We start from the raw sequence: 24,793 nt of genomic DNA, 5'->3' as shown, positions 1-24,793 counted from the left end.
CCGTGACGCGCATCGACTTCCATACGAACGTCGGCGATTCCCTCGCGTATGCCTGCCGCCTCGCGCGCAAGGCGTATGCGAGCGGGCGCTCGGTCGTCGTGCTTGCACAGCCTGAGCGCCTCGCCGCCTTCGACGAACAGTTGTGGACCTTCGCGCCGCTCGAATTCGTGCCGCACTGCATGGCGAAGAGCGCGCTCGCGCAGGAAACGCCCGTTGTGCTCGCGTCCGATCTCGACGACGTGCCGCATCATCAGGTGCTCGTGAATCTCGGCGCGCCGGTGCCGGCGCAGTTCGCGCGCTTCGAGCGGCTCGTCGAGATCATCGGCGACGAGGCCGACGAACTCTCCGCCGGGCGCGAGCGCTTTCGCTTCTATCGCGATCGCGGCTATGCCATCGAAACGCACAAGCAAGGCGGTTGAGCGAACAGTGCGCCTGGCTTCGCGCGCGTTAGCATCGGCGCATGCAGACCACTGACCGCCAACCGGACACCATGACCGACACCTCCACCACGCCCGACTCCTTCGATCCGTCCATCCCCGTTCTCACCGATGTCGTCGTGCCCGGCAAGCCGGAATACGCGCGCGCGGCAGCGGTGAACGAGGCGGCGATCGCTTACGAAGCGCAACTCATCGCGGAACGGCTGCAGGGGCGCATCGCGCAATTCCTGAGCGCCGATGCACGCGCGCTCATCGAGGCGCGTTGTCAGGACGTGTTGCGCGAACATTCGACGAAGCTCGTGCAAGACATCACGCGAGAAGTGACGTTTGCGCTGGAAACGCGCATGCGCGAGTGGGTGGGCGCGGCAGTGGAGGAAGAAGTGCGGCGTCAGCGGGGCGGCTGAACGGCTCGTTGAAACGAAAAGAAGCGAAAAGAAACGAAAAAAGGGGCGCACCGTGCGCCCCTTTTGCTTGATAGTGCGAACGCCTTAGCCCGTCACCGCTCCGCGATTGGCCGGCAGCGCAAGCGCCGCATACTTCGCCAGCACGCCGCGCGTATAACGCGGGCTCGGCTTCTTCCACGCGGCACGACGGCGCGCGATTTCCGCGTCATCCACGTTCAGTTGAAGCAGCAGCTTGTGCGCGTCGATGGTGATCGAATCGCCTTCCTGCACGAGACCGATCGTGCCGCCCGCGAACGCTTCCGGCGCGACGTGGCCGACCACCATGCCCCATGTGCCGCCCGAGAAGCGTCCATCGGTGATGAGGCCGACCGATTCGCCCAGCCCCTTGCCGATGATCGCGGACGTCGGCGCAAGCATCTCCGGCATGCCCGGACCGCCTTGCGGCCCGAGATAGCGCAGCACGACGACATCGCCGGCCGTGATCTTGTCGCTGAGAATGGCGTCCATTGCGCTTTGCTCGTCGTCGAACACGCGCGCCGGGCCGGTGATGACCGGGTTCTTGAGACCCGTGATCTTCGCGACCGCGCCGTCTTCCGCGAGATTGCCGCGCAGAATCGCGAGGTGGCCTTGCTTGTAGAGCGCCTGCTCGATCGGAAAAATCACCTTCTGATCGGCGCGCGGCTTGCTCGGCACGTCCTTCAGCTCTTCGGCGAGCGTGCGGCCTGTGATGGTCATGCAGTCGCCGTGCAGAAGACCCGCATCGAGCAGAATCTTCATCACTTGCGGAATGCCGCCGGCCTTGTGCAAATCCGTCGCGACATACTGGCCCGACGGCTTCAGATCGCAGATGACCGGCACTTTCTTGCGCATGCGCTCGAAGTCGTCGATGCTCCATTCCACTTCCGCCGCATGCGCGATCGCCAGATAGTGCAGCACGGCGTTGGTCGAGCCGCCCGTCGCCATGATGAGCGCGACCGCGTTTTCGATCGACTTCTTCGTGATGATGTCGCGCGGCTTCAGGTCCTTCTTGACGGCTTCGACCAGCACGCGCGCGGATTCGGCGGCGGAGTCGACTTTCTCCTCGTCGGGGTTCGCCATCGTCGACGAGTACAGCAGCGACATGCCGAGCGCCTCGAACGACGAACTCATCGTGTTGGCCGTGTACATGCCGCCGCACGAGCCGGTCGACGGGCACGCGTTCTTCTCGACGCCCTTGAAGTCCTCCTCCGACATGCGGCCCGCGGTGAACTCGCCGACCGCCTCGAACGACGACACGATCGTCAGATCCTTGCCCTTCCAGTTGCCCGGACGGATGGTGCCGCCATACACGTAGATGCCCGGCACGTTCATGCGCGCGAGGCCGATCATGCCGCCCGGCATGTTCTTGTCGCAGCCGCCGATCACGACGACGCCGTCCATCCACTGACCCTGCACCGCCGTTTCGATACAGTCCGCGATCACTTCGCGCGAGACGAGCGAGTACTTCATGCCTTCGGTGCCCATCGACATGCCGTCCGAGATCGTCGGCGTGCCGAAGATTTGCGGATTCGCGTCGGACTTCCTGATCGACGCGATGGCGGCGTCGGCAAGGCGCTGCAGGCCCGCGTTGCACGGCGTGATGGTGGAGTGACCGTTCGCGACGCCGATCATCGGCTTGTCGAAGTCTTCCTCCTTGTAGCCGAGGGCGTAGTACATCGAGCGATTGGGCGAACGCGCGACGCCCTGGGTGATGTTTTTCGAGCGGCGATTGAAGGCCATGATGGGGCTCCTTGAGGAATTATTTCGTCTAGTGGCGCAAGAATGCAGCGCCGGCTTGTGCCTGTCCAATATATTATTCAGGCTTTACTAGGTCGGAAAACATATCAGTGGACGAGCGGAATCCGCCCATCGAATTGCGCCTTTTGCGCTACTTCGTGACGGTCGCGGAAGAGATGCACTTCGGCCGCGCCGCCGCGCGTCTCGCGATGACGCAGCCGCCGCTCTCGCAGGCGATCCGCGCGCTCGAAGACGCGCTCGGCGTCGCGCTCTTCGCGCGCACGAAGCGCACGGTCGAACTGACGCCGGTCGGCAAGGACCTGTTGCCGGAAGTGCGCCGCATTCTCGCTTCCGCCGACGCGCTGCGTCCGCTCGCGCAATCGCTCGCGCGCGGCGAGGCGGGCGTGCTGTCGCTCGCGTTCGTCTCGACCGCCGACTACGGGCTTCTGCCCGCGCTCCTGCGCGATTTCGGCGCGCGCTATCCTGGCGTGCGGCTGCAACTGACCGAGGCGACGAGCGACGTGCAGATCGAGGAACTCGTCGCCGGGCGCATCGACGCGGGCCTCGTCATTCCGCCGCTGCCACCGCGCCACGCGATGTCGCTCTCCTATCTCGCGATCGCGCGCGAACCGCTCGTCGTCGCGATGTCGACGGATGCCGCACAAGCCCTGCAACAGGGCGCGGCGGAGTGGGCCGACACGCCCGTCGATTTGCGCGATCTCGCCGCCGCGCCGCTCGTCGTCTTTCCGAGGCGTCTCGCGCCGGGTTTATATGACATCATTATGGGCTGCTATGGCGCGGCGGGTCTGACGCCGCGCATCGGGCAGGAGGCCATTCAGATGCAGACCATCGTGAGCCTCGTGTCCGCCGGCATGGGCGTCGCGCTCGTGCCGCAGTCGCTGCGTCATCTGCGGCGCACGGGCGTGGTGTATCGTCCGTTGCGGCCGGTCGTGGATGCGCCCGTCGTCGAAACGGGGCTCGTGTGGCGCGCGGCGGAAGTGAGCCCGGTGCTCGCCGGCTTCATCGAGATCGTGCGTGCGAAGGCCGCCGCCGTCTCTGCTTTATGATTCGTGCCTGATTCCGCTTTGCTCGATTACTCCAAGATGCTCATACACCCCAATTTTGATCCCGTCGCGATTCATCTCGGACCGCTCGCCGTGCGCTGGTACGGCCTCATGTATCTGGTCGCGTTCGTTTCGGCCATCGTTATCGGACGGCTGCGATTGCGGCTGCCGCATGTCGCCGCGCAAGGCTGGAGCGCGAAGGACATCGACGACATGCTGTTCTACGGCGTGCTCGGCACGATTCTCGGCGGGCGGATCGGCTACGTGCTCTTCTACAAGGCGAGCTATTACGCGGCCCATCCGCTCGATATCTTCAAGGTCTGGGAAGGCGGGATGTCGTTTCACGGCGGCTTTCTCGGCGTGACGCTCGCGATGGTGCTGTTCGCGTATCACCGCAAGCGCACCTGGCTGCAAGTGACGGACTTCGTCGCGCCGATGGTGCCGCTCGGACTCGCGGCGGGGCGGCTTGGCAACTTCATCAACGGAGAATTGTGGGGCCGCGTGACGGACCCGACGAAGCCGTGGGCGATGCTCTTTCAGAACTCAACGAACGACGATGCGATCTGGCTCGCGAAGAATCCGCAGCTCGACGCGCAATGGCATCTCGCGGAGATCTTCCAGCGCTATCACATGCTGCCGCGCCATCCGTCGCAACTCTATGAGATCGCGCTCGAAGGCATCGTGCTCTTCATCGTGATCTGGACGTTCTCGCGCAAGCCGCGTCCGGTCGGCGCCGCGTCCGCGCTCTTTCTGATCGGCTACGGGCTTGCGCGCTTCACGGTGGAATTCGCGCGCGAGCCGGACGATTATCTCGGCCTGCTCGCGCTCGGCCTCTCGATGGGCCAATGGCTTTCGCTGCCGATGATCGTCGCCGGCATCGTCATGATGGTGTGGGCGTACAAGCGGCATCGCCGCGTGACGGCGAACGCCGCCTGAAGGCGCGCGCACTGCGGCATCAGCGCGCCATCTGAACCGAGCCGGACACGTCGACGGCCACGGTCGTCGTGCCGGCTTCGAGCGCCATTGGCGCGGCCATCTTCGCATCGGCGCTCATCGCGCGCGATTGCATCATCATCACTGGGCGCGGCGCGACGCCGCTATGCCCGACGTTCACTTCGCGAATCGCATAGCTGCTGTAGCCGAATGCCTGCGACGCGGCTTGCGCCTGTTTGCGGAACGAATCGATGGCGTTCGCCGAGAGCTTCTGCTCGGCGGCGCGCTGCGCTTCGGGCGACAGCGAGAACGTGACGTTGCCGACCTGCATCGACGCGCTCATCTTGCCCGCCAGCTTGGACGCCGCCGCGAAGTCGTGCGATTCCAGCACGACTTCCGTGCGGCCGCGCCACGCGGAAATCTTGCCGTCGCGGTCCGTCGACGGATACACGGTGAACGAGCCGCTTCGCGCGGTCACGCCATCGACGCCCTTCGCTTCGCGCAATGCGGCGTCCGCGCGCTGATTGAGCGTTGCGGTGAGCGAGGAGGGATCCGCAGCTTCCTGCTCGTAGAAGAGCGTGATGGTGACGACATCCTGCGGCACCTGAGCCGTTGCCTGCGCGGACAGCGACAGCACGCCCGATGGCTGCGGATTGACGATTGCCGTCTGCGCGACGGCTGTGGTTGACATGCTGAGCGCAGCGCCCGACATCGCGAGCGCGAGTGCGGCGGCAATTTTCTTGTTGATCATGGAAGGACTCCGAACGCAAGGCATCGCGTGAATCGCGACGGCATTTAGGCGCTCGCCGCGCGCGTTTGGTTCCGGCCCTACAGAAGGCGTTCGGTAATAAAGCGCCACTCGTCTTCGGTGACGGGCGTGATCGACAGCCTGTTGCCGCGCGCGAGCACGCGCATGCCGGCTAGTTCTTCATGCTCGCGCAGTTCGGCGAGCGGGATGAGCCGCGTCTTCTTGACGAAGCTCACATCGACGAGCAACCAGCGCGGCGTTTCCTGCGTGGACTTGGGGTCGTAGTAGGCGCTCTTCGGGTCGAACTGCGTGGGATCGGGATACGCACCCGAGCACACTTTCGCGATACCCGCGATGCCCGGCTCCGGGCAACTGGAATGATAGAAGAGCACGCCGTCGCCTGCCTGCATCTGGTCGCGCATGAAGTTGCGCGCCTGATAGTTGCGCACGCCGGTCCACGGCAATGTCTTTTTCGGCGCGTGCGCGAGATGATCGATGCTCGCCTCGTCCGGTTCGGACTTCATCAGCCAGTAGCGCATGCTTTTCTTGTGTGCGAAAGGACGATGCAAATGACGACAATGCAAATGAAAACGGCATCGGTAAAAACCGATGCCGTATGGATGAGGTCCCCGCCACAGCCGCTAGGCCGGCATCCTGAACCTGGGTTCAAGATTGGTCGCGGTAAGCAACACTTCGGGTACATCAGACTGAGTGACGCGCGCGCCCGTGCTGCAAGGTTCCGCAACCGTGCCAATGTGACATTGGTTCAAGGAATATATGACCTTGGCGCACTGGGCAGGGAGACCTCACTCTACACCAATCGATGGCCTTGTGCAGCCCCTTGACAGCGATCTCGCGGTATCTTTTTTTGATTGACATCGCGACGCTGATTAGACGAACACATGAGCGTCACTGCGCCTCGTCACTGCACTTCATATTGCGCAATGACCGCGCCGAGTTGCTCGTTCATCGAGTGCATGGTGCGGCGAATTTCCTCCGCGGGGAAGGCCTCGCCATGACGCACGCTTTCCTGCAGCTTCAGCAATTCGGACGCCAGCGAAAGCGCGGCCATCACCGCGATGCGATCCGTGCCGCGCACGTTGCTCGCATTGCGCACCTTGTTCATTTCGGCATCGACGCGCGCGACCGCTTCGCGCAGTGCGCCTTCGGTTTGCGGCGAGCACGCGAGGCGATACGGTTGCCCGAGAATGGATACTTCGATCTGCGTGGTCGTCATGCCTTCTCTCCGTGATGATGCTCGCCGTGCAATTCGGCGGCGTGCGCGTGTTCGTGCTGTGCTTCGCGCGATGCGCCGGCGTCGGCGTTCAGAAGATCGAGCTGGTTGTCGCCTTCGGCCTGATGCCCTTTGCCGCGCGGCAGCTTTTCGAGGATCGCGTTGAGGCGCACTTGCGCGTCGTCGATCTTGGCGGAGAGAGAATCGCGTTCGGCTTGCAGCGTGTCGCGCTCATGACGCATCTGCACGAGTTCGGCCTGGACGCTGGCGAAGTCGGCGCGCAATTGTTCGATTTGTGCTTCGAGCGCGAGACGCGCCTGATGATGGCGCTCGCTGATCTGGATCAGCCGGCCGATATTTCCTGACAGTGATTCGAGTTCGTTGAGCATGTGCTGCGTCCTCTAAAGACCTCGCATTTTAGCGCGCTTCAAACGCGCTTCCGATAAATGTCTCGTTTCGAGACGTAACAGCACGCGATCTTGCGTGCATCGCCATGCATTCGTGTGCGGATTGGGTTCTCGCCGATGACCGGCATGCGAGACGAACGACAAGCGCCGATGCCGCCCGTTGCGCCCGGGCGCCGCATGCGCGCTTTCTTGACGGCCCAAACGCGCGCTCCTACACTTGCCGCACTTTTGGTGCTCGCGCCCGCGTCTCTCGCGGCGCAGTCAAACGGGAAACAGGAAGCGAAGTCCCGCAGAACGGGATGAGCCAACCTGTGCTGCCCCCGCAACGGTAAGCGACCGCAACGCAAGTTGCAAGTCGTCCCATGCGCGTTTTTTCGCGGGCCTCGCGTGCAATCGTTTGACGCGAGGCGCCCTGCAAGAAACGTGTCGATGCCACTGCGCGCTTGTCGCGCGGGAAGGCGGGACGATGCGTCGTCAGCCCGGATACCGGCCAATCGTCCAGCGCGCCATGCCTCGACATCGTTCGGACGCACGGCGCGCGCGTCGCGCACAGACCTCGCGGGGAGCGGGGCACGCGCCAGTCTCCAACGGGAACGCTTCACACATGGTCTTGCCTTCGTCCGGGCTCATTCGCCGCGCGCCGCGCGTCGTTCTTTTGGCCTGTCCATTGCTTCTTGCGCCGAGTGCGCACGCTCAATCCAGCGCTGAATCCAACGCTCAAACCCTCGCGCCCGTCGTCGTGACCGCGACGCGCGGCGCACAGCCGCTCGCCGATGCCATCCCGCAGACGACGCTCTTCGACGAGCAGGATATCGCCGATAGCAGCGCCGACGATGCGCTCGGTCTCATCGCGCTCGCGCCGGGCGTGCAGATCACGCGCAACGGCGGTCCGGGCGCGAACTCGGGCGTGTACATTCGCGGCGCGTCGTCGTCGCAGTCGCTTACGCTCATCGACGGCGTGCGCGTCGAATCGGTCTCGCTCGGCGCGGCGCAGCTTTCGCAATTGATGCTCGACCAGATCGGGCGCGTCGAAGTGGTGAACGGCAACGTGTCGGCGCTGTATGGATCGAACGCCATCGGCGGCGTCGTGCAGATCTTCACGAAAGAGGGCGAGCCGCATCCGCCGCGCTTTCATTTCGAAACCGAATACGGCAGCTATCACACGCAGCGGCAATCGGCGGGCGTCGACGGCGCGCTCGATGCCGATGGCCGCACCACGTTCAGCCTGAACGTATCGCGCGAGAAAACCGACGGCTTTTCCGCGATCGACCCGGCGCTCGCGCCCGGCGCGAATCCGAACGCGAACGGTTATCTCAACGAGAGCGTCGCCGCGACGCTGCGTCATAAATTTAGCGACAAGTGGGACGCGGGCGTGCGCTTCCTGCAGTCGAACGGCGTCGACAGTTTCGACGATGCCTACGGCACACCGACCGACATCAACAAGTCGCATGACCGCGTGCGTTCGGCATCGGTGTTCGCGAACGGCAAGCTGACCGACCGCTGGACGACGCACTTCACCATCGCGCAAGGACAGGACCGCGCGAACATCGAGCAGAACGGCGTCTATACGAGCCGCTTCAATTCTGAGACGCATCAGTATCTGTGGCAGAACGACTTCAGGCTCGCGGATACGCACAAGCTCGTCTTCGGCTACGAGCATCTCGATCAATCGCTCGATTCGGATCAGTTGAGCGCGCCCGACAGACATGTGAACTCGGTGTTCGCGGGCTACGTGGGGCGCTTCGGTCCGAGCGAAGTGCAGGCGAACGTGCGCCGCGACCAGTACTCCGACTTCGGTGGCGCGACCAGCTACTATCTGGGCTACGCCTACGACATCGACGCGCACTGGCGCGCGAGCGCGAGCTACGCGGCGTCGTTCCGCGCGCCGAGCTTCGACGATCTCTACTATCCGTTCAGCGGCAATCCGTCGATTCAGCCGGAGCGCAGTCATTCGGTCGAAGCCGCGTTGCAGTACGCGTCGAACAAAGTGGGCGTCCTGCGCGTGACCGCGTTCCAGACGCGCTATTCGAACCTGATCGACTACGTGTCCGACGGCAGCGGCTTCTATATCGCGCAGAACGTCGGGCGCGCGAAGGTGCAGGGCGTCGAAGGATCGTGGGCGGGGCATCTCGGCGCAACGGACGTGCGTGCGGGCGTGACGTTCCAGAATCCCGTCGACGAGACGAATCACGAGGAACTCACGCGACGCGCGCGGCGTTTCGCGACGCTCGCCGCGCATCGTTCGATCGGGCGCTGGCGCGTGGGCGGCGAGTGGATCGTGAGCGGCGCGCGCAGCGACTACGATTCGACGCTCGCGGGCTATGGCGTCGTCAATCTCTCGGCGCGCTACGACATCACGAAGTCGTGGTACGTGGGCGCGCGCATCGACAATCTGTTCGACCGGAACTATGAACTCGCTTATTCGTACAACACGCCGCGGCGCGGCGCGTATGTCACGCTCGGCTGGCATCCGTCGTGAGCGAAGCCGCTGACGCGCGCCGTCCGCTGAAGGCGATGACCGCGAGCCGCGCCGCGCTGATCTGGCTCGCGCTCGCCGCTGCGACGATCGCCATGCTCGTCGCATCGCTCGCGCTCGGCAGCGTCGCGCTCGCGCCATCGCGCGTGCTTGCTGCGGTCTTTCACGCGCTCTTTCACACGCTCTTTCACACGCATGCGGCCGCGCCCGATATCGCCGATGACATCGTGCTCACGCTGCGTCTGCCGCGCGCGCTCGCGGGCTTCGCGTCGGGTGCGCTGCTCGCGACCGCCGGCGCGCTGCTGCAAGTGCTGCTGCGCAATCCGCTCGCGGAGCCTTACGTGCTCGGCGTGTCAGGCGGCGCGGCGGCCTTCGCGCTTGCCGCGATGCTCGCGTCGATGCCGTGGTGGGGCGTCGATCTTGCCGCGTGCGCGGGCGCGTTCGCATCGATCGTGCTGGTGCTCGGGCTTGCACGCACGCACCTGTGGCGCGGCGAGCAGGACGCATCGCCGCGTCTTCTGCTGACGGGCGTGGTGATCGCGGCGGGCTGGGGCGCGCTCGTCACGCTGATGCTGAGCGTCGCGCCGGAGAACCGGCTGCGCGGCATGATCTTCTGGCTCACCGGCGATCTCAACGGCGCGGCGACGCCCTGGCCCGCGATGATCGCGCTTGCCGTGATGCTCGCCGTCATCGTGCCGGCCGCGCCGCGACTGAACGTACTCTTGCGCGGCGACGCGACCGCGCGCGCGCTCGGCGTCCCGGTCGGGCGATTGCGCCTGCGCGTGTATCTCGCGGCATCGCTCGCGGCGGCGGCAGCGGTGACGACGGCGGGAACCATCGGCTTCGTCGGACTCGTGGTGCCGCATCTCTTGCGGCTCGCGTTCGGCAACGATCAGCGCATGCTCGTGCCGGCCGCCGCGCTCGCGGGCGGGCTCGCCGTGATGAGCGCGGACCTTGCCGCGCGCACGGTGATCGCGCCGTCGCAATTGCCGGTCGGCGTGGTGACGGCGCTGATCGGCGTGCCGATGTTCCTCTGGATGCTGTTGCGAAGGCCGCGATGACGTCCCTGCGCCTTCACGACCTCACGCTGCGCGCAGGCGCACGCACGCTCGTTCAGGACTTGAGCGCGACCATCGCGGCAGGCGAGGCGTGGTGCATCGCCGGGCCGAACGGCGCGGGCAAGACGACGCTGATCGGCGTGCTCGCGGGCCTCGCGAAGCCGGCGTCCGGATCGGTCACGCTCGATGACCGCGCGCTCGCATCGTGGCGCGCGCCGGACCTCGCACGCGAGCGCGCGCTGATGCCGCAAAGCACGCACGACGTCTTCAGCGCGACCGTGCTCGACACCGTGCTGCTCAACCGCTTTCCGTATCTCACCGGCTGGGGCTGGGAGAGCGACGACGACCGCGCCGCCGCGCGCGCCGCGCTCGATGCGCTCGGCCTTGCTTCACTCGCCGCGCGCGACGTGCTGACGCTATCGGGCGGCGAACGGCAGCGCGTCGCGCTCGCCGCCGTGCTGTGCCAGAACGCGCCGCTGCTTCTGCTCGACGAACCGCTCGCGCATCTCGACCTGCATCATCAGATCGACTGTCTGACTGCGCTCGCCAAAGCCGCGCGCGACGAGCAACGCGCCGTCGTCTTCTCGTGCCACGACCTGAATCTCGCGCGCCGTTTCGCGACGCACGCGCTGCTGCTCGACGGCAAAGGCGGCGCGACGAGCGGCCCCGTCGCGGATGTGCTCACGCCCGAGCGCACGAGCGCCGCATTCGGTTATCCGCTCGTGCTGATCCGCGATGGCGCGCATGAAGCGCTCGTGCCTTCGATTCACCGCCTATGACAGGGAACGCCATGCCCATTCCGACGCCCCGCGCGCTCGACCGCGCCATCGAATCCGACCTGCGCCGCATCATCGACATGAAGACGAAGCCGCCCGGAAGCCTCGGGCGGCTCGAATCGCTCGCGCTGCAAATGGGCCTCATACAACGCACGACGAAGCCGCGCATCGAGCGTCCCGCGATGATCGTCTTCGCGGGCGATCACGGCATCGCGGCTGAAGGCGTGAGTCCGTATCCGCAGGAAGTCACCGCGCAGATGGTCGCGAATTTTCTCGCGGGCGGCGCGGCGGTCAACGCGCTGGCGCGCTCGGTCGGCATGACGCTCGAAATCGTCGATGCCGGCGTTGCGACGCGCATTCCAGCCGATCACGGCTACGAGCGCCTGTCGCTCGGCGCCGGCACGCGCAACTTCGCGCGCGAGTCCGCGATGTCGCGCGATACGACGCTTGAAGGCATCGCGCGCGGGGCGGCGCGCGTGCGGCATCACGCGTCGCTTGGAACGAACGTGATCGGCTTCGGCGAAATGGGCATCGCGAATACGTCGGCGGCGGCGTGCCTCATGAGCCGCCTGTGCGCGCTGCCGATCGACGATTGCGTCGGACGCGGCACCGGCCTCGACGATCGCGGGCTCGCGCATAAACGCGACGTGCTCGCGCGCGCGCTCGCAGCGCATGCGGACAGCGGCGATGCGATCGATACGCTCGCCACCTTCGGCGGCTTCGAGATCGCGATGATGACGGGCGCGTATCTCGCCGCAGCCGAGGCGCGCATGACGATTCTCGTCGACGGCTTCATCGCGACTTCCGCGCTGCTGGTTGCATCGAAGCTCGCGCCCGACGTGCTGGACTACTGCGTGTTCGCGCATGCGTCGGGTGAAGCGGGGCATCGGCGCATGCTCGCGCATTTGCACGCCGCGCCGCTTCTGCAACTCGATCTGCGTCTGGGCGAAGGCACGGGCGCGGCGCTCGCGCTGCCGATCCTGCGTGCGGCGGTCGCGTTCGTCGACGAGATGGCGAGCTTCGATTCGGCGGGCGTTTCGAACAAGCACGACGCGCAGCCATGAATCGTCCGCTCGACGAGTTGCGCTACTTCTTCACCGCGCTCGGCTATTTCACGCGCGTGCCGGTGCCGCGCTGGGTCGGCTTCGAGCGCGAGTATCTGAACGCGGCGGCGCGCTATTTCCCGCTCGTCGGCGCGATGGTCGGCGGCGTCGCGGCGATCGTCTATCTGGCCGCGCTGCGCGTATTTCCAGCGGGCGTCGCCGTGTTGCTGTCGATGGCCGCGACGCTTCTGCTCACCGGCGCGTTTCACGAAGACGGCCTCGCCGATTGCGCCGATGCCTTCGGCGGCGGCTACACGCGCGACGACGTGCTGCGCATCATGCACGATTCGCGCATCGGCGCGTTCGCGGCGATTGCGCTCGTCATCGCGCTCGCGCTCAAGTGGCAAACGCTCGCCGCGCTGCCGCCGATGCGCGCCGCATCCATCATGATCGCCGCGCACGCCGCGAGCCGCGCCTTCGCGATCAGCTATCTCGTCACGCTCGACTACGTGCGCGCCGAGGGCAAGGCGAAGCCGGTCGCGCAGCGCATGAGCGCCGTGTCGTTCGGTATCGCGATGCTCTTCGGCTTGCCGTGGCTCTTCTGGTTCGGCTGGAAGTTCGCCTGCGTGTCGATGGCTGCGCTCGCGTTGCTGCGCGTGATCGCCGGGCGCTATTTCGTGCGGCGCATCGGCGGTTATACGGGCGATTGCCTCGGCTTCGCGCAACAGCTTTTCGAACTCGCGATCTATCTCGCCGGGCTTGCATGGACCTCGTATTGATACGTCACCCGGAAGTCGTGGTCGATGCGGGCGTGTGCTACGGCCAGAGCGATGTCGCGCTGGCGCGTGACGTGCGCGAATCGGCGCTCGACATTCAGGCGCGCATGAAGAAGCTCGGCGTGCCCGCTTGCATCGATGGATGGCATGCGAGTCCGCTGCTGCGATGCGCGTCGCTCGCACGCGCGCTCGGCGAAGCGCGCATCGACGCACGGCTCTCCGAGATGCACTTCGGCGCATGGGAAGGCCGCGCGTGGAACGACATCGATCGCGCGCTCATCGATGCCTGGGCCGCCGACATCGAGCATGCGCGCGCGCACGGCGGCGAGAGCCTCGCGCAGTTCAGCGAGCGCGTGATCGGCTGGTTCGACGACACATGCGCCGATGCTTCGCGCGCGGTGCATGTCGTCGCGCACGCGGGCGTCATGCGCGTGCTCGCGGCGCATGTGCTCGGCATCGAGCGCGCGAGCGTGTTGCGATGGGCGCTCGATTTCGGCGCCGTGGTGCAGCTTCGCCGTTCGGACGCGGGCTGGAGCGTCGTGCGTTGGAATGCCTGAGGCCGCGTTCGGGCGTTCAACGCCGCTTGCGCGCCACGTCGAGATCGCGGCACAACTCGGCGGCGCCGAGCGCGAGGCGCGGCGTCGGCCGATTGATGAGATCGCCGTCGATGCCGAAGAGATTGCCGCGCGCGACCGCCGTCATCGACGTCCACTGCTTCCAGCGATCCAGCGCGGGCAACGGGCGATCGGGCGCCGTTGCGCCGGGCGTCGCGGTGACGATGGCTTCGGGATTCGCGGCGAGCACCGCTTCGGTCGATATCGTCGGCACGCGCGGCGCTTCGCTGCCGAACACGTTCACGCCGCCGCATAAGCCGATGACTTCGCTGAACACGTTGTCGCGATTGAGCGTCATGAGCGGATCGTCCCAAACTTGATAGAACACGCGCACGGCCGGCAGTTGCGCGTACTGCGCGCGCAAGCGGGCGATATCGCGCGTGAACGCCGTCGATGCGGCGCGCGCGCGATCCTCCGTGCCGAGCAGCGCGCCGAGCTTGTCGATGCTCGCGGCGATATCGTCGAGATGTTTCGGCTCGCTGAAGTAGAGCGGAATGCCGAGCGCCTTCAGGCGATCGATCTGGCGCGCGGCGTTCCCGTGCCGCCACACGACGATCAGATCGGGATGCAGCGCCACGATGCGTTCGAGATCGAGCGCCTTGTTGTCGCCGACGCGCGGAATCGACTGCGCGGCCTTCGGATAATCGCTGTAGGTCACCGTCCCGACGATGCGCGCGCCGCCGCCCGCTGCGTACAGCAATTCGGTGACGTGCGGCGCGAGACTCACGACGCGCATCGCTGGGGCGGGAAGGGTGACTTGCGCGCCGGTGTCGTCGGTGACGACGATGGCTGCGAGTGCGCGCGTCGTCGTCAAAAGGCTGAAGAGCGCGATCGTTGCGATGCTTGCGCCGTGGCGATTGCGTCGGGTCTTCTTGTCGATGTTCATTTCGTCGTGTGCGGTCAATGGATCGGCGAGCGCTGCCGCGCGATCTCGTCCATCGCGCGTTCGAGCCTCAGCCAGTCGCCTTCGGTTCCCGGCAGCCCGAAGCGCAGGCTCGGCATCATGCCAGGGCGATCGAAAAGCCGCGTCCATATTCCGCGTGTCGCGAGTTCGTGCTGCAACGACGGCGCATGCGGCGTCGGCGTCCACGCGAAGAGCGGCGTCGCGCGCACGTCGAAGCCATGCGCGCTCAGCAGCGCGGCAAGGCGCGCGCCATCGCGCTGCAGGCGCTCGCGCGTCTCGGCCTGCCACGCGCGGTCCGCGAACGCAGCCATGACCGCATGCCGCGCCGGTCCGCCGACGGTCCATGCGCCGAGCGCATCGCGCAACGCGTCGAGCAGCGCGGGCGCGGCCAGCACGAAGCCCGCGCGAATGCCCGCAAGCCCGAAGAACTTGCCGACCGAACGCAGCACGACGAGGCCATCGCGCGCGCTTTCGTTCGCGAGCGAATGCGCCGCATCGTCATCGACATCGGCGAAGGCTTCATCGACGATCAGCGTGCCTCCGCGCGAAGTGAGCCGCGCGTGCCATTCGATCAGCGTTTCGCGCGCGAGCCGTTCCGCCGTCGGATTGTTCGGATTGCCAACGATGATGTGATCGAGCGTGGCGGGCAACGCGCGGCAAGCCACATCGAGCGTCACGACGCGATGCCCCGCGCGCGCGAACGCCGGCGCATATTCGCCGTAAGCGAGCGGCGCGATGCCGACCGTGCCGCGCGTGAAGAGCGGCGGCAACGCGCGGATGGCCGCCTGCGAGCCCGCGACGGGCAGCGCGCGCGGCGCGCCGTAGTAACGCGCGGCGCAGTCGGCGAGACCGTCGTCGTCTTCGGGCAGGCGGCGCCACGCGTCGGGCGGCACGGGCGGGACTGGATAGCCGCGCGGATTGATGCCCGTCGAGAGGTCGAGCCAGTCGTCGAGGGCAATCGCGTAGCGGCGCGCGGCTTCGCGCAGGTTGCCGCCGTGGAGAATCGGTTCAGTCATTCGTCGTCATGCTTGAATTGCCGAAGAGGGAAGTGTGCCGGCTTCGGGACAACATCCGTTGATCCTGACCGAGATGTCGCCACGGTCCTTGCGCAGAACGCACAGTCCCGCGTATGTGGAAATCGACGGACGGCGGCGCGCTTCGGCATACGTCCGCCATCCCGCTTCACGCCGATGCCGTCACGCTCAACGCGGCGAACACGAGAAACACCGCAAGCCACAGCAGCACCGACCGGTCGACGAGCCGCAACGCCGCCACGACATGCCGTGGGGTCGCGCTGTGTCCCGCGCCGAGCGTGGGCCGCGCTTCGAGCACGCCGTGGTACACCGCCGCCCCGCCGATCAGCACGTTCAGGCTGCCCGCGCCCGAGGCCATCACCGGGCCGGCGTTCGGGCTGTCCCACGAGCGCGCCTGCGTGCGCCAGCAATGCCACGCCATGCCCGTATCGCCGACGAGCGCGTAGCTCGCCGCCGTGAGCCGCGCGGGGACGAAATTGAGCACGTCGTCGATGCGCGCCGCCGCCCAGCCGAAGCGCAGATAGCGCGGCGTGCGATAACCCCACATCGCGTCGAGCGTGTTCGCGAGCCGGAACGCGAGCGCGCCGGGACCGCCCGCAACCGCGAACCAGAAGAGCGCGCCGAAGATCGCATCGTTGCCGTTCTCGAGCGCCGATTCGACGGCCGCGCGCGACAACGCGTTCTCGTCGGCCTGCGATGTATCGCGCGACACGATGCGCGACGTGAGCGTGCGCGCGCCGTCGATATCGCCGAGACTGAGCGCCCGCGCAATCGGCGCGATGTGCTCGCGCAGGCTTTTCCCGCCGAGCGCGAACCAGAGCAGCAGCACATGCACGACGCACGCATACGCGAACGGCAGCACGCTCGTGAGCAGCCACGCGATGCACACCGGCGGCGCGACCGCGACGAACCACGCGAGCATTCCCGCAGGCCGCGCGCGACGCCCGGTGTTCATGCGCGCTTCGATTCGCGTCGCGAGGCGCCCGAATGCGACGAGCGGATGCCGCGTGCGCGGCTCGCCGATCACGCGATCGACGATGACGCCGAGCACGGCCAGCAACGCCATTGCGTAGACGGAGAGCATGAGCATCGCAAGTCAGCCCTTCAGCGCGACGGGCAGGCCCGCCACCATCAGCGTCGCGCGCGCGCTGGCAGCGGCGACGCGCTGATTCAGGCGGCCGAGTTCATCGACGTAAAGGCGCGTGACCGAGCCGAGCGGCACGACGCCAAGCCCGATCTCGTTGCTCACGACGACGACTTTGCCTTGCACGGACGCGAGCGCGGCATCGAGCGCATCGAACGCGTGCTGCGCGGCGGGCGGCAGGACGGCGATGTCGTCGTTCATCGCGTCTTGCGAGAAGAGCAGATTGGCGAGCCAGAGCGTGAGGCAGTCGATCAGCACGCAATGCCCCGCGCGGTCCGCGGCGATGAGCGCGCCGGCGAGATCGAGCGGCGCTTCGACGAGTCGCCAGTGCGCGGGCCGGCGCGCGCGATGATGACGTACGCGCGCGGCGAATTCATCGTCGCCGATGCGCGCGGTCGCGATGTAGGTGACGGGCAGGCCGCTTTCGCCGGCAAGACGTTCGGCGTGTGCGCTCTTGCCCGAGCGGGCGCCGCCGAGGATGAACGTGAGATCGCGGGTCATCTCGATATTGTACTGACGGGCTAAGATAGCGCGTTGCTTCTCACAGGATTCTCCGATGCCCTTCACCCCGCGCGGCACGCTGATGATTCAGGGCACGACATCCGATGCCGGCAAGAGCACGCTCGTCGCGGGGCTGTGCCGTCTCGCGCGGCGCGGCGGCGTGCGCGTCGCGCCGTTCAAGCCGCAGAACATGGCGCTGAACAGCGCAGTGACCGTCGATGGCGGCGAGATCGGCCGCGCGCAGGCGTTGCAGGCGATCGCGGCGGGCGTGCCGGCGCGCATCGACTTCAATCCGGTGCTGCTCAAGCCGACGAGCGATCGCGGCGCGCAGGTCATCGTTCACGGCCACGCGCGCGCCAATCTCGATGCCCGCGCGTATCACGAATACAAATCCATCGCGTTCGATGCCGTGCTGCAATCCTATGCGCGCTTGCAGGCGGAATTCGACGCGGTGATCGTCGAAGGCGCGGGCAGTCCCGCCGAGATCAATCTGCGCGACCGCGACATCGCCAACATGGGCTTTGCGGAGCGCGTCGATTGTCCGGTCGTGCTGGTGGCGGACATCGACCGCGGCGGCGTGTTCGCGCATCTCGTCGGCACGCTCGCGTGTTTGTCCGAGAGCGAGCGCGCGCGCATTCGCGGCTTCGTCATCAACCGGTTTCGCGGGGATATCGGCTTGCTGGAGCCGGGGCTCGACTGGCTCGAAGCGCAGACCGGCAAGCCGGTGCTCGGCGTGCTGCCGTATCTGCACGGCCTCACGCTCGATGCCGAGGACATGCTGCCGCGCGAGCGCCGCACGCACGGGGAGCGGCCGGTGCTGAAGGTGATCGTGCCGGCGCTGCCGCGCATCAGCAATCACACGGATTTCGATGCGCTGCGCGCGCATCCTCAGGTCGACTTCGAATACGTGCGCGCGGGCATCGCGCCGCCGCCGGCCGATCTCATCGTGCTGCCGGGTTCGAAGAGCGTTCAGCGCGATCTCGCGTGGCTGCGCGACCATGGCTGGGATCGCGCGATTCATCGGCATCTGCGATACGGCGGCAAGGTGCTCGGCATCTGCGGCGGCATGCAGATGCTCGGTCGCGAGATCGACGACCCGGATGGCGTCGAGGGCGCGGCGGGGCGTGTCGACGGGCTCGGCTTGCTCGATCTTCGTACGGTGCTCGCGCCGCACAAGCAACTGGAGAACGTAACCGGCAAGCTGGCGTTCGGCGGCGGGCAGGCGCCCGTTCGCGGCTACGAGATTCATATGGGACGCACGAGCGGCCCGGCGCTCGCGAATCCCGCCGTAATGCTCGATTCCGGCCGCAGCGACGGCGCCATCTCCGACGACGGCCAGATTGCCGCGACGTATCTGCACGGCCTCTTCGACACGCCCGAAGCGTGCGCGGCGCTGCTCGCGTGGGCGGGCGTGGAGGATGCCGCGCCGCTCGATTATCCGGCGCTGCGCGAGGCGTCGCTGGAGCGGCTCGCGGATGCGTTCGCGCAGTCGCTCGATGTCGATGCGCTCGCCGCGTGCTTCGCGTGACGCGCCGTTTCGCTCAATACAAAATCATCTGCGTGCACCGAAACATCGCGATGAGCTTGCCATCGCCATGCGTGACGGTCGCGTCCCAGACGTGCGTGCTGCGTCCGAGATGCACGGCGCTCGCCTTCGCGACGATCTTTCCCTCGCGCGCGGTCGAGACGTGATTGCTCTTCAGTTCGAGCGTCGTGAAGTTCTGCGCCTTGTCCGGCAGATGCGCGATGCACGCGTACCCGCAACACGTATCCGCGAGCGCGACGACGGTGGCCGCGTGCAGGAAGCCATTCGGCGCGAGCAGTTCCGGGCGGATCACGAGTTCGCCGACGAGCGAGTTTTCATCGAGCGAAAGGACTTGCACGCCGAGCAGATCGGGCAGACGACCTTTCTGGCGATTGCGCAGGTAATCCAGCGTGACGTCGGGGCGAAGGGGCATGAGCGAAGCGTCCGTGAGGAAGAGGGGAGAAGCGCACGTCGCGCACGTCGCATTGGCCGTTCGGCCAGCGTGCCGCGCGCGCGACTTTTGCCGATAATATCAACGGCTCGAATCATGTACTCGTTCTATAACGACGAAACCGTGCGCGTACTTCCGCACTTTCTCGCGCGCCGGACAAATATCAGGACATTCCATGACCGTGATCGTGGTGGCAAATCCGAAGGGCGGCGTCGGCAAGAGCACGCTCGCAACGAATCTTGCAGGCTATTTCGCGGCGAACGGCGAATGGGTCGCGCTCGCCGATCTCGATAAACAGCGCTCCGCGCACGCGTGGCTTTCGCTGCGCGTGGATACGCTGCCGAAGATCGAGGAATGGGGCGTGGATATCGACGCGCCCGCGAAGCCGCCGAAAGGTCTGGAAAAAGCCATCGTCGATACGCCGGCCGGCGTGCACGGCAACCGGCTCGCGCTTGCGCTTCAGCTCGCCGACAAGGTGATCGTGCCGCTCCAGCCGTCCATGTTCGACATCCTCGCGACGCAGGACTTCCTGACGAAGCTCGCGAAGGAAAAAGCCGTGAGGAAAGGGTCCATTCAGGTCGGCGTGGTCGGCATGCGCGTGGATGCGCGCACGCGCTCGGCGGAGCAGTTGCATCGTTTCGTCGAAAGCCTCGATCTGCCGGTGCTCGGCTATCTGCGCGACACGCAGAACTACGTGCAGCTCGCCGCGCACGGTCTCACCATCTGGGATGTCGCGCGAAGCCGCGTCGAGAAAGACCTGGAGCAGTGGCAGCCGATCATCGACTGGGCGTCGAAGAAATGAAAAAGCCGGCGTTCCTTGACGGAAACGCCGGCTTCATCACAAAGCAAAAAGCAGATGGATTACGTCCAGTTCTGCGTCGGAACGTGATCGCGGCTGCCCTTGATGCGGTTCTCGCCATCCACGAACACGAGGTTCGGCTTCCAGCCCGCCGCAATCTCGCTCTCATCCACTTGCGCGAACGCCGCGATGATGACGAGATCGCCGAGTTGCGCGCGCCGCGCCGCCGACCCGTTCAGCGAAATCATGCCGCTGCCGCGCTCGCCCTTGATCGCGTAAGTGGTCAGGCGCTCGCCGTTGTTCACGTTCCAGATGTCGATCTGCTCGTTTTCGAGCAGGTTCGCCGCTTCGAGGAGATTTTCGTCGATGGCGCACGAGCCTTCGTAATGCAGTTCGCAGTGCGTGACCGTCGCGCGATGAATCTTCGATTTGAGCATGGTGCGTTGCATGATGCAGACTTCCTTCAGATTTCCAGATTGTCGATGAGCCGCGTCGCGCCGAGCTTCGCGGCGGCGAGCACGACGAGCGGCGCGTTCGCGTCCGCCTCGCCCGGGGCGATCAGGTCCGAGCGCTTGCGCACGCTCACGTAGTCGGGCTTCCAGCCGCGCGCGGCGAGCGCGTCCATCGCTTCGCGTTCGAGCGCGGCGATATCGCGCTTGCCCGAGAGCACCGCTTCGCGCACGCGCTGCAATTGCGCGGCGAGCTGCGGCGCCTCGGCGCGCTCGTCGGCGGAAAGGAACCGGTTGCGCGACGAAAGCGCGAGGCCGTCGGCGTCGCGCACGGTCTCGGCGGCGATGATTTCCGTCGGCAGCGCGAACTGGTGGCACATCTGCCGCACGATCATCAACTGCTGGTAGTCCTTCTTGCCGAACACCGCGACGCGCGGCTGCACGCACGACATCAGCTTCATCACGACCGTGCACACGCCCGTGAAAAAGCCCGGGCGGAATTCGCCTTCGAGGATGTCGCCGAGATTGTGCGGCGGATGCACGCGGTATTGCTGCGGCTCCGGGTACATGTCGGTTTCGGTGGGCGCGAAGAGCACGTAGACGTTCTCGCTCTGCAGCTTGTCGATGTCGTCCTGAAGCGTGCGCGGATATTTGTCGAAGTCTTCGTTCGGGCCGAACTGCAGGCGATTCACGAAGATGCTCGCGACCACGGGATCGCCGTGCTGGCGCGCGAGGCGCATCAGCGAGAGATGGCCTTCGTGGAGATTGCCCATCGTCGGAACGAAGGCGGTTCGGTTCTGGCCGCGCAACTGGTCGCGCAGTTCATGGATCGAGCTGATGACTTTCATCGAGCGGGTGTCTCCTGGCGGGCGGCGCCTGATGCGCTCGCCCCGGGGAAAGTGTGAGGGGAAAAGCGAATTCTAGGCGGGAGAGTACGAGAGCCGCACGTAAATGGGCGCATACGGTTCGGCCTGCGTGATTTCGATCAGCGATTCGCGCGAGAGCTCCAGCATGGCGATGAAGTTCACCACGACCACCGGCACGCCGCGCGAAGTGTCGAAAAGCTCGGTGAATTCCATGAAGCGCGCGCTTTGCAGCCGGCGCAGGATGATGCTCATGTGCTCGCGCACGGACAATTCCTCGCGCGAAATCTTGTGATGCTGCACGAGCTTCGCGCGCTTGATGACGTCGGCCCACGCCGCGCGCAGGTCGTTCATGTCGACGTCCGGAAAGCGCTGCACGGACGACTGCTCGATATACACCTCGGCGCGCAGGAAGTCGCGCCCGAGCTGCGGCAACTGGTCGATGCGCTGCGCCGCGAGCTTCATCTGCTCGTATTCGAGCAGCCGCCGCACGAGTTCCGCGCGCGGATCTTCGGCGTCTTCGCCGGTGTCGGCCTTCTTGACCGGCAGCAGCATGCGCGACTTGATCTCGATGAGCATGGCCGCCATCAGCAGATATTCCGACGCGAGTTCGAGATTCGACTGGCGAATCTGGTCGACATAGCCGAGATACTGCGCGGTGACATCCGCCATCGGAATGTCGAGCACGTTGAAGTTCTGCTTGCGGATGAGGTAGAGCAGGAGGTCGAGCGGGCCTTCGAACGCTTCGAGAAAGACTTCGAGCGCGTCGGGCGGAATGTAGAGGTCCGTCGGCAGCTTCCAGAGCGGCTCGCCGTACAGATGCGCGATCGCGACGCCGTCGATGGTGTCGGGCGTCGAATCGGTCGCGGGGGCGGCGAGCGCCACGTCGCGATCTTCGCGCGCTTCCTCGCGGGCGTCGGCGCGCGAGGCTTGCGGCTCGTGGCCGGCGCTCACGTTCAGAAGTTCTGGTAGTACACGTAAGGCGTCTGCTTCACGCGCGAGGTTTGCTGACGGTCTCGCTCGTCGAGGTCGACCGGCTGCTTGTCCCACAGGAGCGCGCGGCCGCGGCGCTGCTCGGCTTCGAGCGTGGGCTTCTGCGTCTTCAACTGGTTGATGAACTGCGTGATGTCCGACTGATACATGATCCGGCTTCCGTTGATTCGATGCGGTTCGGTGGATGGCGGCGCGCCCGGCGTGCCGCGAGTTCGTCGCGAATTTTACCGCAAGCCTCGGCGCCGTCGCGCATATCCGCGCACGGCGGCGGCGGCTTAATGCGCCTTTATGCGCGTTTGTGAGCGTTTGTGAGCGTTCGCCTGGAACCCGGCGCGGCGCGCGCCGTCCAACGCCGCACGGCCCGCGTCCCGGATGCGGCTTTTTTACGTCGCCGGCGCGTATCGATGTGGTGAAATAGCGCCTGCGCCGTTCCACGCGCTTTTCCGCATGACATCTCGCACGAGATTTCGCACGCGCGGACCCGCATAAGCTTGCAACTCCCACACTTTTCCCGATGCCGGAGGTCACGTTTGGCGGGGCGTTCGTTTGATTCGCTGCGCGCGTTGCGCGGCCTGGCCGCAAGATGGCGCGCGACGAAACCGTCCGCGCCCTCGCACGGCATCCGCCCGGAGCGCGCGGCCTTGAGCCGGGGCGCGTATGCGGGGCGTGCGGCGTTCGCGGCGCTGGCCGCGCTTGCGGTCGCATCGCCGGCGTTCGCGAAGTACGACGTGGACATCGACGCGCCGCGCGACGTCAGGAAACTCCTGAAGGATCACCTGGATCTCGCCCGATTCGCCAAGCGCGACGACGTAAGCGACGACCAGTTCCAGTTCCTCGTCACGGCCACGCCGAAGGACGTCCGCGATCTCGTCGCCACCGAGGGCTACTTCACGCCCGTCGTGCGGACCGACGTGACCGGCTCGGGCGACAAGCGCTCGGTGAAGGTGAGCGTCGATCCGGGTCCGCGGACGAAAGTGGCGTCGGTGCAGCTTCATTTCACCGGCGCGGTCACGACCGAAGACCGCGCGCAGGAAAACGCGGCGCGTTTCGCGTTTTCGATCAACGAGGGCGATCCTTTCTCGCAAGCCGCGTGGGACGACGCCAAGAACGCCGCGCTCCGGGCGCTGCAGTCGCGCCGCTATCTGGGCGCGAAAATCGCGCGCTCGCAGGCGCGCATCAATCCGCGCACGCATATCGCGGATTTGTCCGTCACGTTCGATAGCGGTCCCACCTTCACCTTCGGCAAACTGGATATCAGCGGCACGAACCGCTATCCGCGCAAGATCATCGAGAACGTGAATCCGATCCACGAAGGCGATATTTACGACATCGCCCGCGTGAACGAGCTTCAGCGGCAAGTGCAGAACACGCCGTATTACGCGAGCGTCGCGATCGACGCGGACAACGACGTGACGAAACCCATCGAGACGCCGCTGCATATCAAGGTGAGCGAGTATCCGTACAACAGCATGCGCTACGGCGTCGGTTACGCGACGGATACCGGCTTTCACGTTCAGGGCGCCTACAGTTATCTGAACACGTTCGGCGCGGCGTACCCGTTCACCGTCTCCGGCCGGCTCGACCAGACGCAGCAATACGGCCGCGTGCAACTGGCCATGCCGCCCGACTCGCACGGCTGGGTCAACGCGGTGTTCGGCTCGTACACGATCACCGAGGTATCGGACACGAACATCTACAGCGCGCGGGTCGGCGTGCAGCGCTCGCGCTCGACGCAGAACATCGACACCACTTACTCGCTCACGTTCTACGACGACCGCCTCACGCAGAACGAGCCGAATCCGTCGACGGCGCGCGCGCTCGTGCCCGCGTGGACGTGGGTTCGCCGCGATGTCGACGATCCGCTCTTTCCGCGCCGCGGCAACGTAATTCGCGCGGAGGCCGGCTTCGCCGTCAAGAACGTGATGACGGATCAGACCTTCGCGCGTCTCTACGCCAACGCCCAGCAATATCTGCCGCTCGGCAAGAACGATCTCTTCGTGTTTCGCGCGGAATTCGGCGGCGTGTTCACGAGCGGGCCATCGAGCGGCGTGCCCGCGTCGCTGCTGTTTCGCGCGGGCGGCGCGAATTCGGTGCGCGGATATAGCTATTTGAGCATCGGCAACAACGTGGCGGGTTCCATCCTTCCGACGAAGTACATGGTGACGGGAAGCAGCGAATATCAGCACTGGTTCACGCACGACTGGGGCGGCGCGGTGTTCTTCGACATCGGCACGGCCACCGACACCTGGAGCGAGCGCGTGTTCCAGCCAGGCGTGGGCGTCGGCGCGCGCTGGCGCAGCCCGGTCGGGCCGGTCAACGTGGATCTCGCGTATGGACTCAGGAACAAGAGCATCAAGCCGTATCTGACGCTCGGCATCGCGTTCTGAGCGCGACCGACGCGGTAC

General features: G+C 66.1%; 27 protein-coding genes, 1 other RNA gene and 1 riboswitch. Of the genes, 13 read left to right on the top strand and 15 right to left on the bottom strand.

All coding sequences use genetic code 11. The annotated features are described in order from the left end of the window. The first annotated feature begins 2 nt into the window (after window positions 1-2). Window positions 3-419, top strand: a complete 417-nt coding sequence (locus LDZ27_RS10930) for a DNA polymerase III subunit chi (RefSeq protein ID WP_244814100.1) — start codon at window positions 3-5, stop codon at window positions 417-419. Between the two features lie 71 nt (window positions 420-490). Continuing rightward, window positions 491-841: a DUF2486 family protein gene (locus tag LDZ27_RS10925; RefSeq protein ID WP_244814099.1), complete on the top strand. Its 351-nt coding sequence runs from the start codon at window positions 491-493 to the stop codon at window positions 839-841. An 84-nt stretch (window positions 842-925) separates the two neighbouring features. Here the strand turns inward: LDZ27_RS10925 and ilvD are convergent, their stop codons facing one another. Continuing rightward, window positions 926-2,599: a dihydroxy-acid dehydratase gene (gene ilvD / locus LDZ27_RS10920; protein ID WP_244814098.1), complete on the bottom strand. Its 1,674-nt coding sequence runs from the start codon at window positions 2,597-2,599 to the stop codon at window positions 926-928. 173 nt (window positions 2,600-2,772) lie between these two features. Here ilvD and LDZ27_RS10915 point away from each other — a divergent pair, with 173 nt between their 5' ends. Together LDZ27_RS10915 and lgt are read left to right on the top strand one after the other, a co-directional pair. Continuing rightward, complete coding sequence (locus LDZ27_RS10915) at window positions 2,773-3,663, top strand: LysR substrate-binding domain-containing protein (protein ID WP_244816125.1); 891 nt, start codon at window positions 2,773-2,775, stop codon at window positions 3,661-3,663. 36 nt (window positions 3,664-3,699) lie between these two features. After that, window positions 3,700-4,596, top strand: coding sequence for a prolipoprotein diacylglyceryl transferase (gene lgt, locus LDZ27_RS10910; RefSeq protein ID WP_244814097.1), 897 nt, complete (start codon window positions 3,700-3,702; stop codon window positions 4,594-4,596). Window positions 4,597-4,615: 19 nt separating this feature from the next. Here the strand turns inward: lgt and LDZ27_RS10905 are convergent, their stop codons facing one another. The 5 genes from LDZ27_RS10905 to LDZ27_RS10885 form a co-directional block, all read right to left on the bottom strand. After that, entirely contained in the window at window positions 4,616-5,284 is a 669-nt protein-coding gene (locus LDZ27_RS10905; RefSeq protein WP_370653397.1) for an SIMPL domain-containing protein, read from the bottom strand. Window positions 5,285-5,421: 137 nt separating this feature from the next. Further along, entirely contained in the window at window positions 5,422-5,880 is a 459-nt protein-coding gene (locus tag LDZ27_RS10900; RefSeq protein WP_244814096.1) for an EVE domain-containing protein, read from the bottom strand. An 83-nt stretch (window positions 5,881-5,963) separates the two neighbouring features. Continuing rightward, window positions 5,964-6,146: non-coding RNA, 6S RNA (gene ssrS / locus LDZ27_RS10895), on the bottom strand. Window positions 6,147-6,263: 117 nt separating this feature from the next. Then, complete coding sequence (locus LDZ27_RS10890; RefSeq protein WP_244814095.1) at window positions 6,264-6,578, bottom strand: cell division protein ZapA; 315 nt, start codon at window positions 6,576-6,578, stop codon at window positions 6,264-6,266. Continuing rightward, complete coding sequence (locus tag LDZ27_RS10885; protein ID WP_244814094.1) at window positions 6,575-6,964, bottom strand: ATPase; 390 nt, start codon at window positions 6,962-6,964, stop codon at window positions 6,575-6,577. The genes LDZ27_RS10890 and LDZ27_RS10885 overlap by 4 nt, the downstream gene beginning before the upstream one ends. A 230-nt stretch (window positions 6,965-7,194) precedes the next feature. Continuing rightward, window positions 7,195-7,492, top strand: a riboswitch (cobalamin riboswitch). Between the two features lie 94 nt (window positions 7,493-7,586). On the opposite strand from LDZ27_RS10885, the gene LDZ27_RS10880 reads away from it, so the two are divergent. From LDZ27_RS10880 to cobC, 6 genes are read left to right on the top strand one after another with little or no spacing between them, the layout of a single operon-like run. Further along, window positions 7,587-9,461 (top strand): TonB-dependent receptor domain-containing protein, encoded by a 1,875-nt coding sequence (locus LDZ27_RS10880; RefSeq protein ID WP_244814093.1) that lies wholly within the window; start codon window positions 7,587-7,589, stop codon window positions 9,459-9,461. 35 nt (window positions 9,462-9,496) lie between these two features. After that, the gene (locus LDZ27_RS10875) at window positions 9,497-10,519 is read left to right on the top strand and encodes an iron ABC transporter permease (protein WP_244816123.1); all 1,023 of its coding nucleotides are present in this window, start codon (window positions 9,497-9,499) and stop codon (window positions 10,517-10,519) included. After that, window positions 10,516-11,295: an ABC transporter ATP-binding protein gene (locus tag LDZ27_RS10870; RefSeq protein ID WP_244814092.1), complete on the top strand. Its 780-nt coding sequence runs from the start codon at window positions 10,516-10,518 to the stop codon at window positions 11,293-11,295. Before LDZ27_RS10875 ends, LDZ27_RS10870 begins: the two co-directional genes overlap by 4 nt. Further along, entirely contained in the window at window positions 11,292-12,356 is a 1,065-nt protein-coding gene (gene cobT / locus LDZ27_RS10865; RefSeq protein WP_244814091.1) for a nicotinate-nucleotide--dimethylbenzimidazole phosphoribosyltransferase, read from the top strand. Before LDZ27_RS10870 ends, cobT begins: the two co-directional genes overlap by 4 nt. Next, window positions 12,353-13,114 (top strand): adenosylcobinamide-GDP ribazoletransferase, encoded by a 762-nt coding sequence (locus tag LDZ27_RS10860; protein WP_244814090.1) that lies wholly within the window; start codon window positions 12,353-12,355, stop codon window positions 13,112-13,114. The genes cobT and LDZ27_RS10860 overlap by 4 nt, the downstream gene beginning before the upstream one ends. Further along, window positions 13,099-13,668 (top strand): alpha-ribazole phosphatase family protein, encoded by a 570-nt coding sequence (cobC, locus tag LDZ27_RS10855; protein WP_244814089.1) that lies wholly within the window; start codon window positions 13,099-13,101, stop codon window positions 13,666-13,668. The genes LDZ27_RS10860 and cobC overlap by 16 nt, the downstream gene beginning before the upstream one ends. A gap of 16 nt (window positions 13,669-13,684) precedes the next feature. Here cobC and LDZ27_RS10850 read toward each other — a convergent pair whose 3' ends face one another. From LDZ27_RS10850 to cobU, 4 genes are all read right to left on the bottom strand, one after another. Beyond that, complete coding sequence (locus LDZ27_RS10850; RefSeq protein WP_244814088.1) at window positions 13,685-14,611, bottom strand: cobalamin-binding protein; 927 nt, start codon at window positions 14,609-14,611, stop codon at window positions 13,685-13,687. A gap of 14 nt (window positions 14,612-14,625) precedes the next feature. Continuing rightward, window positions 14,626-15,645: a threonine-phosphate decarboxylase CobD gene (cobD, locus tag LDZ27_RS10845; protein WP_244814087.1), complete on the bottom strand. Its 1,020-nt coding sequence runs from the start codon at window positions 15,643-15,645 to the stop codon at window positions 14,626-14,628. Between the two features lie 166 nt (window positions 15,646-15,811). Further along, complete coding sequence (gene cbiB, locus LDZ27_RS10840) at window positions 15,812-16,753, bottom strand: adenosylcobinamide-phosphate synthase CbiB (protein ID WP_244814086.1); 942 nt, start codon at window positions 16,751-16,753, stop codon at window positions 15,812-15,814. 6 nt (window positions 16,754-16,759) lie between these two features. Then, entirely contained in the window at window positions 16,760-17,308 is a 549-nt protein-coding gene (gene cobU / locus LDZ27_RS10835) for a bifunctional adenosylcobinamide kinase/adenosylcobinamide-phosphate guanylyltransferase (RefSeq protein WP_244814085.1), read from the bottom strand. Window positions 17,309-17,363: 55 nt separating this feature from the next. Here cobU and LDZ27_RS10830 point away from each other — a divergent pair, with 55 nt between their 5' ends. After that, window positions 17,364-18,836 (top strand): cobyric acid synthase, encoded by a 1,473-nt coding sequence (locus tag LDZ27_RS10830; protein ID WP_244814084.1) that lies wholly within the window; start codon window positions 17,364-17,366, stop codon window positions 18,834-18,836. Between the two features lie 13 nt (window positions 18,837-18,849). Here the strand turns inward: LDZ27_RS10830 and LDZ27_RS10825 are convergent, their stop codons facing one another. After that, a complete protein-coding gene (locus tag LDZ27_RS10825) occupies window positions 18,850-19,266 on the bottom strand; it encodes a PaaI family thioesterase (protein ID WP_244814083.1) in 417 nt (138 codons plus the stop codon). A gap of 193 nt (window positions 19,267-19,459) precedes the next feature. Between LDZ27_RS10825 and LDZ27_RS10820 the strand changes: the two genes are divergently transcribed. Beyond that, entirely contained in the window at window positions 19,460-20,086 is a 627-nt protein-coding gene (locus LDZ27_RS10820) for a ParA family protein (protein ID WP_244814082.1), read from the top strand. Between the two features lie 59 nt (window positions 20,087-20,145). On the opposite strand, the gene panD is transcribed toward LDZ27_RS10820, so the two are convergent. The 4 genes from panD to LDZ27_RS10800 form a co-directional block, all read right to left on the bottom strand. After that, window positions 20,146-20,532 carry an aspartate 1-decarboxylase gene (gene panD, locus LDZ27_RS10815; protein WP_244814081.1) on the bottom strand — a complete coding sequence of 129 codons (387 nt, stop codon included), beginning with the start codon at window positions 20,530-20,532 and terminating at the stop codon, window positions 20,146-20,148. Window positions 20,533-20,546: 14 nt separating this feature from the next. Then, entirely contained in the window at window positions 20,547-21,380 is an 834-nt protein-coding gene (gene panC / locus LDZ27_RS10810; protein WP_244814080.1) for a pantoate--beta-alanine ligase, read from the bottom strand. Between the two features lie 72 nt (window positions 21,381-21,452). Then, window positions 21,453-22,280, bottom strand: coding sequence for a ScpA family protein (locus tag LDZ27_RS10805; RefSeq protein ID WP_244816122.1), 828 nt, complete (start codon window positions 22,278-22,280; stop codon window positions 21,453-21,455). Between the two features lie 71 nt (window positions 22,281-22,351). Beyond that, window positions 22,352-22,540, bottom strand: a complete 189-nt coding sequence (locus tag LDZ27_RS10800) for a DUF3460 family protein (RefSeq protein ID WP_244816121.1) — start codon at window positions 22,538-22,540, stop codon at window positions 22,352-22,354. Window positions 22,541-23,029: 489 nt separating this feature from the next. On the opposite strand from LDZ27_RS10800, the gene LDZ27_RS10795 reads away from it, so the two are divergent. Beyond that, entirely contained in the window at window positions 23,030-24,775 is a 1,746-nt protein-coding gene (locus LDZ27_RS10795) for an autotransporter assembly complex family protein (RefSeq protein ID WP_244814079.1), read from the top strand. The last annotated feature ends 18 nt before the right edge of the window (window positions 24,776-24,793 follow it).

This window comes from Caballeronia sp. Lep1P3 (genome assembly GCF_022879595.1).
In the GTDB taxonomy this organism is placed as follows: Bacteria; Pseudomonadota; Gammaproteobacteria; order Burkholderiales; family Burkholderiaceae; genus Caballeronia.
The sequence above is the reverse complement of the archived record's forward strand: the minus strand, read 5'-3'. Positions and strand labels throughout refer to the sequence as shown.

Coding starts and splice junctions, on each gene's coding strand:
- ilvD (WP_244814098.1), bottom strand. CDS start 2,599: ATGGCCTTCAATCGCCGCTCGAAAAACATCACCCAGGGCGTCGCGCGT.
- LDZ27_RS10860 (WP_244814090.1), top strand. CDS start 12,353: ATGAATCGTCCGCTCGACGAGTTGCGCTACTTCTTCACCGCGCTCGGC.
- LDZ27_RS10820 (WP_244814082.1), top strand. CDS start 19,460: ATGACCGTGATCGTGGTGGCAAATCCGAAGGGCGGCGTCGGCAAGAGC.
- LDZ27_RS10915 (WP_244816125.1), top strand. CDS start 2,773: ATGCACTTCGGCCGCGCCGCCGCGCGTCTCGCGATGACGCAGCCGCCG.
- LDZ27_RS10890 (WP_244814095.1), bottom strand. CDS start 6,578: ATGACGACCACGCAGATCGAAGTATCCATTCTCGGGCAACCGTATCGC.
- LDZ27_RS10850 (WP_244814088.1), bottom strand. CDS start 14,611: ATGAACATCGACAAGAAGACCCGACGCAATCGCCACGGCGCAAGCATC.
- LDZ27_RS10880 (WP_244814093.1), top strand. CDS start 7,587: ATGGTCTTGCCTTCGTCCGGGCTCATTCGCCGCGCGCCGCGCGTCGTT.
- LDZ27_RS10825 (WP_244814083.1), bottom strand. CDS start 19,266: ATGCCCCTTCGCCCCGACGTCACGCTGGATTACCTGCGCAATCGCCAG.
- lgt (WP_244814097.1), top strand. CDS start 3,700: ATGCTCATACACCCCAATTTTGATCCCGTCGCGATTCATCTCGGACCG.
- panC (WP_244814080.1), bottom strand. CDS start 21,380: ATGAAAGTCATCAGCTCGATCCATGAACTGCGCGACCAGTTGCGCGGC.
- cobC (WP_244814089.1), top strand. CDS start 13,099: ATGGACCTCGTATTGATACGTCACCCGGAAGTCGTGGTCGATGCGGGC.
- LDZ27_RS10925 (WP_244814099.1), top strand. CDS start 491: ATGACCGACACCTCCACCACGCCCGACTCCTTCGATCCGTCCATCCCC.
- cobD (WP_244814087.1), bottom strand. CDS start 15,645: ATGACTGAACCGATTCTCCACGGCGGCAACCTGCGCGAAGCCGCGCGC.
- cobT (WP_244814091.1), top strand. CDS start 11,292: ATGACAGGGAACGCCATGCCCATTCCGACGCCCCGCGCGCTCGACCGC.
- LDZ27_RS10830 (WP_244814084.1), top strand. CDS start 17,364: ATGCCCTTCACCCCGCGCGGCACGCTGATGATTCAGGGCACGACATCC.
- cobU (WP_244814085.1), bottom strand. CDS start 17,308: ATGACCCGCGATCTCACGTTCATCCTCGGCGGCGCCCGCTCGGGCAAG.
- LDZ27_RS10900 (WP_244814096.1), bottom strand. CDS start 5,880: ATGCGCTACTGGCTGATGAAGTCCGAACCGGACGAGGCGAGCATCGAT.
- LDZ27_RS10905 (WP_370653397.1), bottom strand. CDS start 5,284: ATGTCAACCACAGCCGTCGCGCAGACGGCAATCGTCAATCCGCAGCCA.
- cbiB (WP_244814086.1), bottom strand. CDS start 16,753: ATGCTCATGCTCTCCGTCTACGCAATGGCGTTGCTGGCCGTGCTCGGC.
- panD (WP_244814081.1), bottom strand. CDS start 20,532: ATGCAACGCACCATGCTCAAATCGAAGATTCATCGCGCGACGGTCACG.
- LDZ27_RS10870 (WP_244814092.1), top strand. CDS start 10,516: ATGACGTCCCTGCGCCTTCACGACCTCACGCTGCGCGCAGGCGCACGC.
- LDZ27_RS10885 (WP_244814094.1), bottom strand. CDS start 6,964: ATGCTCAACGAACTCGAATCACTGTCAGGAAATATCGGCCGGCTGATC.
- LDZ27_RS10875 (WP_244816123.1), top strand. CDS start 9,497: ATGACCGCGAGCCGCGCCGCGCTGATCTGGCTCGCGCTCGCCGCTGCG.